The organism is Aquimarina celericrescens (assembly GCF_042682765.1).
Taxonomy (GTDB): Bacteria; Bacteroidota; Bacteroidia; order Flavobacteriales; family Flavobacteriaceae; genus Aquimarina; species Aquimarina celericrescens.
In genome coordinates this window covers 73747-87204 of record NZ_JBHUHY010000016.1, presented here as the reverse complement: position 1 = coordinate 87204, position 13458 = coordinate 73747, and the positions used below count along the sequence as shown (strand labels likewise).

Below are 13458 nucleotides of genomic sequence, written 5' to 3'. Positions count from 1 at the left end.
AAAAACATAAATAAGTTTCAAATCGTAATTAAAACTTCTTCTTACTTATTGATCCAAGATGTATTTTTATATTCTTTAGTTTTCGATGCGGTTTCTCTATTTCTAACTCTCAAACGTGTTTCATCAACTTTTTTGTTCCTATACCCCAGTAAATGGAAAAATTGTTTAGTAAAAAAACGTGCAATCTTCAGGTCTACGGTTAACACATCTTTTTTGTCAGAACCCCATTGAACGCCAGGCAGTAGGGTTAAAATGTGGTCAAAACGTATCTTGCGTAACGCTGCAGATAAATTTAGAAATAGCTTTGGAGTTCTTTTTATGGTAAAAAAACCATCGTCTCCCAAATTTTGATAAAGAGGCATAAAAATCCTACCATCTCGTTGGGCCGTAATGAGTTTGCCATTACTTTTGGCTAACTCTTGTCCTTTTCTAATTTCCTGGAAATTAATAAATCCTGGTTCCATCTTAAATGTATCGCCATTAATGATTTCATGGCGATAATATATCTCATAAATATGTTTAAACTCCATCGAGTTATCGAATAATATGCTGTAATAATGAGGGTAATTAATCGAAGTTTTTGAAATACTTCCGGTAAAAACTAGGGTCAGATAGATAAAAGCAACATGATTTTGAACAGAGGCAGGGTCATCATGCTGACCGGCTTCAAAACCAAAAGCTACATAGCCTAGCTCATTAATATAGCTAAGTAATGGCCCTTCAAGATATTCTTCAATACCTAAAATTATAGGTACAGGATATTGATTGGTAAATTTCCGATTCAATAAACTATCATTTACGGTTAAAAAAGGGACGGTTTCACTTGAGGTGGTATGTAGATCCATAAAATAAAATGGACCACTTTCCTTTTGTACTATATCGCGTATGGTTCGATAGAGATCAATTTGTTGGGAGATGTCTTCATTTCGAATCTCAAGATGGTTGTTGAGTACCTTCTGCATATTCTCACTCGTCCATAGTCTGTTGAGATCTTGTTTATCGTAACGTTTATTACGTTCTAGTGCCCAAAGATTACCACTTAATGCGTATACATTTCCTGTAATGGAAATTTTCTTTTTTTGAAGCTCATCGAGAACTTGCTGGAGTGCGAATACACCAGAGGGTTCATTACCATGGATTCCTCCAATAAAAATAAGGGTAGGCCCAGACTGAGAACCTTTTAAATGTTTGATAATTCGTTTTATCTCCAAGGTTTGGTTCAATACTGTACTATGAATTTTTACCATTGTCAAATTCAATTACATCCTTGATTGTAATAATTCCCACAAGATCTTCCTTTTGTACAACCGGAAGACAACCTATTTCATTTTTTTTCATTATTCTGATAGCCTCTTTTATAGATGATTTTGGAGATATGGTTATCACTTCTTTTTCCATAATGTCAGAGACTGTACGTTCGTCCCCATTTGTTTTTAGATTTTGAATTTTCGTTGCATGAGTCCACGTAAGTAAACCACAAAGAGTACCCACCATACTTTCTACAGGGACATGGTGTATGTTTTTCCATTTCATGATGTTTGTAGCAAGAGTCGCAAGATCATGTTCACCTACTGTAAATAATTGAGTGGACATAATATGCCCTACCAGAGTGGCATCCTCACTTGTTTTTGGCAACTTCTCAAGCATTGGCCATTCATGTATTGGAGATCCATGCTGTTGATTGTCATACATGGTTTTTGTAAGAGCTCTTAAAGCACTATCGATCTTCATATTTTTTCTGAGAAGCCTATAGTTTTTGATATTCCATACCGAAGGTGTGATACCCTTAGCCCGACTTTCAATAACCGATAGTAATCTTTCCCTGTCCTCTTTATCTACGTTGGCTTTCTCTAATCCTGAATGTGCTATAGGTAAAAGCTCTTTGATAATCAAATCCTGGACCGAAATAGAGTTTCCCATCCATTGCAATATGGTATCCTTCCCCATGCGCGCAGCTTTAATAAAATTTGCTTTTACATCTCTAAAATCCATACAAGCGGGCATATTATCAAACTTTGTAGGGCGTCCTATCATTACTCCTGCCCAGAAGGCGAAATTAGCGATCTCATCCAATACTGTTGGTCCCGAAGGGATGTATCGATTTTCTATTCTCACATGAGGTTTTCCTCCTCCAACACCATAGCATGGCCTGTTCCATCGGTATACCGTACCATTATGCAAATTGAGAGCTTGTAGTTTAGGAATATTTCCCTTTTTTAATTCAGAAAGAGAATTAGCGGCAATATCACGGGATATCACTACTTTGTGCTCTGCTATATCATTTTTGAAAATTTGGGCTACTGATCCATAAGCCCAATGATCACTAAAACTTACTCTTGCCCTTCGATCTTTAAGGGCGTGAGATGCGCTGCGTATATCCAGGCTTTGTCTAAATAAGGCTATCCGGGTTTCACTCCATAGCTCTCTTCCAAACAGCAAAGGAGAATTAGTACATATTCCTAATATTGGTCCTGATATGGCTTGGGCCCAATTATAACTTGATATAAAATCTTGGGGAGGTACTTGCAGATGCATTTGAAAACTAGTATTGCAAGCTTCAAAAAGCACAGAATCATGATGTATGCTTAATTCATCTACTCCTCGTATATGAAGTTCGAAATCTGTACCTCTTTGCAACCTTAGAATAGCATTAAGAGCAGAATATCTGGGGTTTGGAGTCATATACTCTAGTTCTAAATGCCGTTTGCTTATTGTGGGTAAAATTCCTGTTAGCAAAATTTTAGTTTCGCTATCGATACCAGCTTCTTTTGCCTTATTTAGTAAACGATTTATTTCACTTTCTACTTGAGAAAAGCAATCTTTTTTTAATTCTAAGGGATCTAGATTAATCTCTAGATTAAATTTTGCTAACTCTGTTGTAAAATGGGAGTCATTAATAGTCTTTAACATTTCCATAGCATTATTAGCTGGTCTCCAGTTTCGATCAACCAAACAAAATTCCTGTTCAGCTCCAATACGAACGATGTCATCTTCTATCAGGTTTTGTTCTAGCATAATTTCTAATGCTTTTATATCGTCTAGCAGATGTTTTATAAACCCGGCTTTGTTTTTTTGATCTATACTACTATGTACATTGTGTTCTCCCATACAATTATGTTTTATGAAAATGCCGTTATGAACGATAAATTGGTCAAAAAGAGCTTTTTATACTGATTTTATTGCATAATAGCGCTAAAACTAAGTATTCGTAACATTATAAAATATGCTATTTGTCATAGTTATTGATTTTTTTATCGTTATCCTATAAAATTAGAAATGTTTAAAAGAATCTCTAGTTCCAGGGAAGTCTTTTTCGTTCTGACCAGTAATTTTCAGGATTGATACGAAAAGATTTCAGAAGTTCAATTTCTTCATCCTCAAGTTGAAATGTTAGCGTTTTTAGGTTGTCTATAATTTGTATTTTATCAGAAGCTCCGCTTAAAATTTTAAACGGTTCTACAGTATCAATACAAAAGCGCAAAGCAATAGCATCAATGCCAACATTGTATTTGTTAGCAAGTTGACCCATAAACGAATACAGTTTTTGATAATGTCGATATTTCTTATTAGGGAACAGCCTACCATTAGCCAGTGCTTCTTTAATAATTACTTTTTTAGCTTGATTTTTAAGCGTTTTTATCATTTCAAAAGTGTTTTGATCCTTAACGTTATAGGTTACTTGAAAAGCTTCAAATAAAGAATGACTTTCAACTTCTATATCAAGTGCTTTCTTAAGAACTTCTACCTGATTACTTCCGGTAGTCGTTATCCCTATATCTATGTTATATTCTTTCCTTAATTCTAACAATTTCTGAAGCACAGCTTCATTTTCTAATACCCCTGACTCAAAAGTAGCTGAATGAATTTGATAGATTGTAAGGTTAGAAAGGAGCTCCTTGGATTTTTGCCATTGTTCATTTAATTTAGAAAGGCTATGCTCTTTGACTTCGTGTTGTTTTGCTTCAAGATCAAAATTAGCAGTATAGGTATAGCCCCATTTGGTTGCGATCTGGATTGTGGGATCATTCTTAGTTTTCACCCAATCGATAAGTAATTCTTCTGCCAGACCATATCCAGGTGCCGTATCAAAATATCGAATACCTTGTTGGTATGCATATTCTAAAGTACTTCTGCCAAGTTGACGAAAATCTTCTAGAGAAATTTGATCACTTGCTTCTTGCCTTATGTTGATGTATTGTGGTCTACCAATGGCTGCAGTTCCCAAACCAATTATTGAATCATTTTTGCTCATTATACGTATTAAATGTCATCAAACCAAGCCAATGTCTTTGTCCATAGAGTATCTTCAAACTTTCGACTAAAAAAACCAAAATGACCAATTTTTCTGGTAGGTACAGATGATAATTTAATTATTTCAATTTGTTTTTCAGAAGCTTCAAATAAATTGTGAATTCTTCTAATTGCTGATTCTGTTCCTATGGGATCGTCTTCAATACCCAGAGTTAATAGTTTGGCAGCATAAGTATGATAAAAGAGCTGAACACCCTGAGCCTCGATCTGGGTTTTCATGTCTGTATACTTTCTTCGATTATGCCATTGATCGATTACTCCTTTGGGAATATCTTCTAACATTCTAAGTCTTTTTCCGGGGAAATAACCGTATAACCTGGTAATAGCGGGAAAAAGAATATGCCACATAAAATAAATTTTAGTTTTTTGATCTTTTGCCCAATCTTTATAGTATGCTGTTTGTGCACCGATATTAATAATACCACTAATTTGGATGTTATTCTCAGTCATTCCAATGATCGTACCCCCAATACTGTGACCGAGTGTTACAATTTTATGGTCAGGAAACTTATCTTTTGTAAAATCTAATACTGCAGAAAAATCTTTTTTTCCCCAGTCTGTAAAAGAAGCCTTAAAACCTCGTAGTTTTTTGGGTCTCGAAGATGCAATTCCCCTATAGTCGTAAGTGATCACATGATATCCATTCTGGGTCATGAAAGAGGCATAATGGTGGTATAATTTCTTGTCTACAGCTGTTGCTGAGTTGATTATCAACACCTTACTTTTATGAAGGTTACTTGATGTAGTATACAACTTCCCAGCAAGCTTATAGCCATCTTTTGCGGGAATCGAAATCATATCATAATTCTTGAGTCAATATAGCTGTAACAGTTTTGATACCATCAATATAATTACCAAGCCTGATATTTTCATTAGGACTGTGCTGATTATTATCTTTGTTTACGGTTGGTACAATAACAGCAGGAATATTCAAGGTATTCACAAAAGGTGAAATTGGTATGGAACCTCCTCCAGTTCTTATTTGTACTGGTGCACTACCAAAAGCCCTGTTCATAGCTTTTCGTAACCAACGTCCAATTTCTGTATCAAAATCTGTTCTAAAAGCATCATAAGCAATATTATAATTAAATCTAACAATTTTCGGATATTCCATTCGCTCTTTTTCAGTAGGAAGACTATCAACAATATGATATCCTTCTTTAATAATATGTTGCTTCACCAGGTCTACCATACGTTGAGCACTAGTTTCTTTAACTAATCGTATATTCATTTCGGCGATGGCGCTAGAAGGTATGATCGTTCGTGTTTCATTACCGGTCCATCCTGAACGAAGGCCTAAGATACCTAAAGACGGATACTGAATAGATTCTTGATAGGTTTCTGCAATATTATCTATTGAGGCGATTCCTAACTTGTTTCTGATTGTTTTTTCATCATCAGGCACTTCTCTTAAAATCTTTTTTATTTCGGGAGAGATCTCAATACCATCATACCATCCAGGAATAGCAACTCGTCCATCATCCTGCATCATAGAAGCCAATAATTGTGAAAGCTTAAGAGCAGGATTGGGAACATAATTTCCGTAATGACCGCTGTGTTGTGGTGCTCTGGGACCAAATACTTCTAGTGACAACCTTGTTATACCTCTGGCACCATAGGTTAATGTTGGTTGATTCGAAATATGTCGAGGGCCATCAAAAATAACCAACATGTCTGAAGCCAATTCTTCCTTATAATCGATCACAGCTTTTGGCAAACGAGGAGAGCTTATTTCTTCTTCAAAATCGAGGATCACTTTGATATTATAATTGGGTTCTTGTTTGAAATCGTTGATGATGTCCATTGCTTTTAAGAACATCATTACAGGACCCTTGGCATCTGAAGCCGATCTTGCAAAGATCCTCCAATCTGGATTAATGTCACCTTCCAATTTTGTAATAGGAATCGTATTCCATTTTTTAGCGGCATCAAGTTCTTTTAAAGTTGCTTTATATGGGTTTTCCTGAAACCATTTTGTGGTGTCTACCGGCTGGCCATCTACTTGCAAATAAACTAAAACGGTTTTTTTAGCATTTTTATAGTTTTTGTTGGCCAAAATCAATGGGATTCCACCTGTAGTTAACTTTTTAGTTATAAAACCACGATTAGCAAAAGCCGATTCACACCACTGTATATTCTTTTTAATATCATTAGGGAAGTGAGCGTCATTAGGTAAGCTTAACAAATTAATAAATTCATCAAACGATGACTTGGCATATCTAAGTGAGAGTTTATCAAGTTCATTATCCTGTATTTCTTGAGCATAGGAGTCGAGAAGGGTAAACAGTAAAATAAGTCCTATATAATATTTTTTCATGATGAAAAACATTTAGTTACGGTTGTAGATAAGGTAAATGTATGTAAAATATTAAAACTATCTTTTCTATTTTTTCAAAGTCTGATAATGAACTCATATCACTAGCGATTAAATTATAACAAAAAATCCAATCACATTATATGATTGGATTTTTTGCTATAATTTGAGAACCCGGTTTAATTATTGAGCATCACGGGCATCACCAACATAGTGACATGTTCACCTTCATCTAATCCATCTACCGGGGTAAGAATACCCGCTCTGTTTGGTAAAGACATTTCCAGTTGTACATCGTCTGCATTCAGGTTACTTAACATCTCGCTAAGGAAACGAGAGTTAAAGCCGATTTGCATATCATCACCCTGATAGTCACAAGTCAAACGCTCTTCAGCTTTGTTTGAATAATCAATATCTTCTGCAGAGATATTTAATTCAGCACCCGCAATTTTTAAGCGTATCTGATGCGTTGTTTTGTTAGAGAATATAGAAACCCTACGCACAGAGTTTAAGAATTGAGTACGTGCTATAGTTAATTTATTAGGATTTTCTTTCGGAATAACGGCTTCATAATTTGGATATTTACCATCAATAAGTCTACAAATCAACTGCGTTTCATCAAAAGAAAATTTAGCGTTAGATTCATTATATTCAATAACCACTTCGCTATCACTTCCTGCCAATATACCTTTAAGTAAATTCAATGGTTTTTTGGGCATAATAAACTCAGCAGACTGCGAAGCTTTAATATCTTCTCTTGTATATTTTACTAGTTTATGAGCATCTGTAGCAACAAAGGTTAATCCTTCTGTAGAAAACTGAAAAAACACACCACTCATTACAGGTCTAAGATCATCATTACCTGTTGCGAAAATGGTTTTTCCCACAGCGGTAGCTAATACATCACCAAGTAGTGTAGTCGAACTAGGATCTTCTAACTCTACAGCTTTCGGAAATTCTTCTCCATCAGCGTAAGCCAATGCATATTTACCATGATTAGAGCTAATTTCAATGGTGTTATTATCTGTAGCAACAAAAGTTAAGGGTTGCTCTGGAAAAGTTTTCAGTGTTTCTAATAATAATTTGGCAGGAACAGCAATGGTTCCCTGATCTGAAGATTCAACTTCTAATTTTGCAGACATCGTAGTCTCAAGATCTGAAGCAGAAACCGTTAGAGCGTTATTATCTAATTCGAATAAAAAATTATCTAAAATAGGTAGCGTATTACTATTACTGATTACTCCACCTAATACTTGTAGTTGTTTTAATAAATATGAACTTGATACTATAAATTTCATATAAGTGTGTGTGACTAATTATATTAAGTTTTACGCAAATATAATTGGAATCTGTAAGGATTATGGTATTCAAAAAACCATAGTTATTAACAAACCCAAAGGAGTTATTGACTATCCTGAAATATTGTAGGATTTAGGAATTAGGTTTTACCAATTATCATTCGGTATCATTATCCATAAGTTTATCTGTATAATGTGCTTTATGTTTAGGAGTATCAAAGCGTTTTTTATTATATTCCGATGATTCTCCTCTAGGAATTGAGAGACTTTTCCAGTCTGATCCAGCTATCATTTTTCCCAGAAGCACTATTTGCCCAACATGATAAGCATAGTGTGCCAGTTGTCTGTTAACTGCTTCAGTAATACTATGTTCTATATTTCTTATGTAAATGGGTTGATTGAAATTGTCATTATCTATACTTTCCAAGGCATCAAAAAGACATTGCCAACCTTCATTCCATTTCAATAAGAGTTCTTCTTTAGTTTCAATAGTACTCTCAAATTCTGCATCGCGTTCTCGCCAGTCTTTTTCGCCATCAGTCGTAAGAAAATTGGTCCATCTGGATTTCATGTTTCCCCAAAGATGTTTTATCAATATGGCAATGCTATTATTGTCTTCATTATACGGCCAGAACAGTTTCTCTTCTGGTAATTGATTTATTGTTTTTTCTCCCAGAGATTTATAGTATCTAAATTGTTTTTGTATTCCTTCGAGATAGATATCTGGATTCATTGTGTTCAGGTTTACTCTAAAGATACTTTTTTTAAAAGAATTATATCTAAGATAGTATTACTAAAATAATGTCTTTAGAATAGCATTTTTCGTTTACGTACCAATAACCAAATTACAACGGGCGCCCCGATTAAAGAAGTGATCGCGTTAATTGGCAATGTATATTCACTAGAGGGTAATTGAGCAATACTATCACAAATTAGCATAATTACGCTTCCTATAAGTATTACAGCAGGAATTAACGTTTTATGGTCAGAAGTATGAAACAATTGTCGTGTAAGATGAGGAACGGCAAGCCCAATAAAAGCGATAGGACCCGCAAAAGCAATGATGCTTCCAGAGAGTAAACCGGTTGCCAAAATAATAATAAAACGACTGGATTTTATATTTAACCCTAAGCTACGGGCATAGTTTTCTCCTAGTAATAATGTGTTTAGTGGTTTTATAGAAGCTATAGTAAGCAGTATGCCCAATACAAATACAGCAAAGAAGATGAGGACTTCATTCCAAGATAGATTTCCAAGACTTCCGAAACCCCAAAAAACATATCGCTGTAATTGATCTGCAGGAGCAAAGTAGGAGAGTACACTCACAATAGCTGCAGTAATACTACCAAACATGAGTCCAATAATTAGGATGGCCATAGTATCTCTTACCCTGGTGGATACGAGCATTACTGCAAAAAGTACCAGAATACTGCCGATACATGCTGCAATAACTAATCCCCATTTTGAGATTAAAAAGCCTGATAACGCTGTTCCAAAAAAGGCACTTCCTAAAATTAATAAAGCAACCCCAAGTGTTGCACCAGAACTGATCCCCAAGACAAAAGGTCCGGCTAGAGGGTTTCTGAATAAAGTTTGCATTAACAAACCAGAAATACCTAATCCGCTACCAACAATAATAGCAATTAACGCTTTTGGCAACCTATAATTTATAATAATATGTCTCCAGGATTCTTTTTCTACAGAGCCACCAACTAGACTACTCAATGTATCTAGCCATGGGATAATAACAGAGCCTAAGCTAATATTAGCAATAAAGCATATTAGCAAAAGCACAGCAATTCCTATAAAAACCTTTTTATATGATTGGTTTGGGGTCAATTAATTAAGTTTTTCAAAAAAATATAGTTCGTAATCGGTTAACAGCTCTGGATGGGCAATTTGGATAATATCTTTTAAAATTAAATCCGGGCGCATTGGCCCTAGTTCGTAATATATCAATCCTCCTTTTACACCCATTTTTAATGTTGAAGAATATACGGTTTTATTTTTAAACGCATCAAATAGAACGTACTGATGGTTTTTTTCTTTTAGCTCTGTTAGTGATTGAGAATTTCCAGAACCAATCCATAAATCGGCATTTTGGGCCTTTTCCAGCACACTTTCAAAACTTAATGCAATACTTCCTGTTTTTTGAGTATCTGCCCATAAATAGTTTGTATTAGCATCTTTTAAAAATTTCGCAACATAACTATTTCCACCAGGAACGTGCCATACATCTTTAAACATATTGCCAGATAACACCGTGGGTGAACGAGTAACATTTTGGGCCAGTGTAAGGGCCTCATTATAATCCTTTTTTATTTTATGAAATACTTTTTCGGCTTTGTTCTCTTTTCCGAAAAATGCTGCTATAAATTTAATCCATTCTGCTCTTCCCAGTGGATGCTCCTCCATCCATGAACCATTCATTACAACCGAAATACCTGTCTTTTGTATTAAATCGTATGCTTTTGTATCTCCGCTGGCAGAAAATCCAAGAATCATTTCGGGAGAAAGCTCAAGGACTATTTCTGTATTTAGATTGTATTCCTTACCTAGCTCTTTTATAGCGCCTTTATCTATCAAAGCACGGGTCTTTTCTGAAGAAATATAATCGGTATGTGGGAAACCTACTAGTTTATTTTCTAAATTTAGATATTCTAGCATGGGTATATCAGTAGTAGAGGTCACCACAACTCTTTCTATAGGAACTTCAACAAACACAGCTTTCTTTGACTTGAACGGTTTTTCAGTTCCTTTGGGATGTAAAATATATACTAATTCTTCTTTGGCGTCAGGCCAAGGCGTGGTAACTTTGATCTCTTTGTAAGTTCCATGATTTTTAATGGTAAATCCTTTGGCGTATTCAATTTGTTGAGGAGCAAAATACATGACAGTAAGCTGATCTGCTTCTTCATGTATCTTTTTACAGGAAGTATACATGAAAAATATAGACAATAATAGTAAAATGCTACGCATGAGATAGGATGTTTATGTAAAAATAATAAATCATGATACGTTCAAACCAGAGGTGATTTCAAATTGATTTTGACTGGTTTTTATGGTTATGATATGACCATAATCCAGCTTTATGTTAAACGAATTTTTGAGGGGAATATTTTTGATAGAGGATACTAATGATCGTATGGTTCCTGCATGAGATACAATTATATTCTTTTCTTTAGAATTATGATTTAATGAAGTGAAAAAATCCAATATACGTTGTTGCAGCATTACATAAGACTCACCATTCGGAACTTTAACATTAACAAAATCGATCATCCAGGGATCCAATTCTTTACTATGAATACAATCCCAGGAGCGTAATTCCCAATCTCCGAAGTTTAGTTCTTTTAAACGGTCATCAAAATGTATCTCTTTCTTAAATGTTTTTGCCAGTAGTTTACATCGCTGTAGTGGGCTGCTGTAAACCGTAGAGATTTCCTGAACTGGAATATTACTATGTATTTCCTGAACTTCAGTATGAAAGGAATCAGTAATGCCTATATCACTTTGGCCATAACAAATCCCTTTTTCAATATTGGGCGTCGTATGTCTTACCAGATATATTTCCATATCGCTATAATTGTAAGGTAAAATACCACTTCGCTAAGTTGTTGAACGGCTCCTGCACAATCCCCTGTTTGACCACCAATCCATTTTCTAAATTTGACCCCTAAAAACATTTTTGACAAGTACATTGGGATCAATGTAAGGAATATCCATGGATTTTTAAATAAAAACATCGGAGCAATTCCAAAAACACCGCTTATCATTAGCATCTTCACATTCATGCCCTTTGCAGCGGGTTTGGCCTTGCTATCATCAGTATCTCTTACGTAGGGGTGTGTAAATATTAAGGTGTTTGCAATAAACCTACTCAGGCTATGTCCCGAAATTATTACTAACGGAATATATAATATCTCAATCTCTCTTAGAGCGGTAAATTTAATAGCTAGAATTAGTAATAATCCGATAGTGCCGTAAGTACCGAGTCTTGAATCTTTCATGATGAAAAGAATCTTTTCTTTGGTCCATCCTCCACCAAAACCGTCACAAACATCTGCAAAACCATCTTCGTGAAACGCACCCGTAACATAAATAGTTGAAAATATAGAGAGTAATAATGCAATTTCAACCGAAAAAAGAAAAGAAGTCGTATAAAAAACACCACCACCAATGCTACCCACAATGATCCCTATTAAAGGAAAATACTTAGCACTTAGTTGCAAATAACCTGGATCATGATTTACCCATTTCGGACAAGGAATGCGGGTAAAAAACATAAGCGCTGTAAAGAAAATCTGAATTTCATTTTTCATTCTTGAATAGGCGTTAATTTATCATAGTTTAACTTCAATTAAAAATCTAAAACAAATTTGTTGTGTATATAACTCCAAACAGACTCATCACAAAAGATTTAAAAATCATTAATTATTAGGTGTATTTTCTAACAATTACTTTTTTTACTCACTACTCACTACTCACTACTCATTCACTACCAGAAACTCCAGCAGTTTCGAAACTAGCCATGTTATTTAAAAAAGCAACCGCAGATGCTATTAATGGAAAAGCAACCGCAGCACCGGTTCCTTCACCTAATCTCATACCAAGGTTGATTAGAGGTTCTTTTTTCAAATAGTCCAGCATTTTTTGATGTCCTTGCTCTCCCGACGTATGCGCAAATATGCAATAGTCAAGAACTTGCGGATGTGTGCAATGAGCCGCTAACAATGCGGCTGTAACAATAAAACCATCAATAATAATGGTCATTTTAAGCTCAGCAGCTTTCAAAATGGCACCATTGATCATAGCAATTTCAAAACCGCCATAATACATAAGTGCATCTGTATCTGTGGATAGAGTATACTTATCATACGCTTTAGACAAGATTTTTTGTTTTAATTTAATAGCTTCAGAATCCAGCCCTGTGCCAGCCCCAACGCATTCTTGAAGAGGTATTTTGGTATAATAAGACATTAACAGGGAGGCCGATGAGGTATTACCGATTCCCATTTCACCGAAACCGATTATATTGCAGCCTTCTTTATGAGTTTGATATACTATATCAGCACCCTTTTTTATAGCAGCGTTGTATTGCCGAGCGTTCATGGCTGGTTCAGACTCATAATTTTTAGTACCAAAAGCAATCTTGGCATTGATTAGTTCTGGTATTTCTCCAAAATCATGATTTACTCCGGCGTCAATAATTTTTAAATTGATATTATTTTGTTTGCAAAACACGTTTATAGCAGCCCCTCCATTTAAGAAATTATAAACCATTTGCGCTGTAACTTCTTGTGGATAAGGGTTAACTATACCTTTTTTGGCTATCCCATGATCTCCTGCAAAAACAAGTATGGTTGGATTAGAAAGTACCGGGCGTTCGGAATTTTGGATTTTACCTATCCGTAAAGCAACTTCTTCCAATGTTCCCAAGGCTCCAATGGGTTTGGTTTTGTTATTAATTTTATATCGAAGAGTTTCTTCAATACTGTTATCTGAAACGTATGCTATGTCAAAGTTCATGTTTCT

At 35.1% G+C, this 13458-nt stretch carries 12 protein-coding genes; all 12 read right to left on the bottom strand.

Features of this window, described 5'->3' with window-relative positions; all coding sequences use genetic code 11:
- Positions 1–41: 41 nt before the first annotated feature.
- Positions 42–1247 (bottom strand): succinylglutamate desuccinylase/aspartoacylase family protein, encoded by a 1206-nt coding sequence (locus ACFSJT_RS15455; protein ID WP_378321217.1) that lies wholly within the window; start codon positions 1245–1247, stop codon positions 42–44.
- Positions 1231–3108 carry a glutamate-cysteine ligase family protein gene (locus tag ACFSJT_RS15450; protein WP_378321216.1) on the bottom strand — a complete coding sequence of 626 codons (1878 nt, stop codon included), beginning with the start codon at positions 3106–3108 and terminating at the stop codon, positions 1231–1233. The genes ACFSJT_RS15455 and ACFSJT_RS15450 overlap by 17 nt, the downstream gene beginning before the upstream one ends.
- A 184-nt stretch (positions 3109–3292) precedes the next feature.
- Entirely contained in the window at positions 3293–4252 is a 960-nt protein-coding gene (locus ACFSJT_RS15445) for an aldo/keto reductase (protein WP_378321215.1), read from the bottom strand.
- 8 nt (positions 4253–4260) lie between these two features.
- A complete protein-coding gene (locus ACFSJT_RS15440; RefSeq protein ID WP_378321214.1) occupies positions 4261–5109 on the bottom strand; it encodes an alpha/beta hydrolase family protein in 849 nt (282 codons plus the stop codon).
- 1 nt (position 5110) lies between these two features.
- Positions 5111–6628 carry a M20/M25/M40 family metallo-hydrolase gene (locus ACFSJT_RS15435; protein WP_378321213.1) on the bottom strand — a complete coding sequence of 506 codons (1518 nt, stop codon included), beginning with the start codon at positions 6626–6628 and terminating at the stop codon, positions 5111–5113.
- Positions 6629–6804: 176 nt separating this feature from the next.
- Positions 6805–7923: a DNA polymerase III subunit beta gene (gene dnaN / locus ACFSJT_RS15430; protein WP_378321212.1), complete on the bottom strand. Its 1119-nt coding sequence runs from the start codon at positions 7921–7923 to the stop codon at positions 6805–6807.
- A gap of 157 nt (positions 7924–8080) precedes the next feature.
- Positions 8081–8656 (bottom strand): DUF1572 family protein, encoded by a 576-nt coding sequence (locus ACFSJT_RS15425; protein WP_378321211.1) that lies wholly within the window; start codon positions 8654–8656, stop codon positions 8081–8083.
- A gap of 74 nt (positions 8657–8730) precedes the next feature.
- Positions 8731–9762 carry a FecCD family ABC transporter permease gene (locus tag ACFSJT_RS15420; protein WP_378321210.1) on the bottom strand — a complete coding sequence of 344 codons (1032 nt, stop codon included), beginning with the start codon at positions 9760–9762 and terminating at the stop codon, positions 8731–8733.
- Positions 9763–10902 (bottom strand): ABC transporter substrate-binding protein, encoded by a 1140-nt coding sequence (locus ACFSJT_RS15415; RefSeq protein WP_378321209.1) that lies wholly within the window; start codon positions 10900–10902, stop codon positions 9763–9765.
- A gap of 30 nt (positions 10903–10932) precedes the next feature.
- Positions 10933–11499, bottom strand: a complete 567-nt coding sequence (cobC, locus tag ACFSJT_RS15410; RefSeq protein ID WP_378321208.1) for an alpha-ribazole phosphatase — start codon at positions 11497–11499, stop codon at positions 10933–10935.
- Entirely contained in the window at positions 11481–12245 is a 765-nt protein-coding gene (locus tag ACFSJT_RS15405) for an adenosylcobinamide-GDP ribazoletransferase (protein ID WP_378321207.1), read from the bottom strand. The genes cobC and ACFSJT_RS15405 overlap by 19 nt, the downstream gene beginning before the upstream one ends.
- 169 nt (positions 12246–12414) lie before the next feature.
- A complete protein-coding gene (cobT, locus tag ACFSJT_RS15400; protein ID WP_378321206.1) occupies positions 12415–13452 on the bottom strand; it encodes a nicotinate-nucleotide--dimethylbenzimidazole phosphoribosyltransferase in 1038 nt (345 codons plus the stop codon).
- Positions 13453–13458 lie beyond the last annotated feature (6 nt).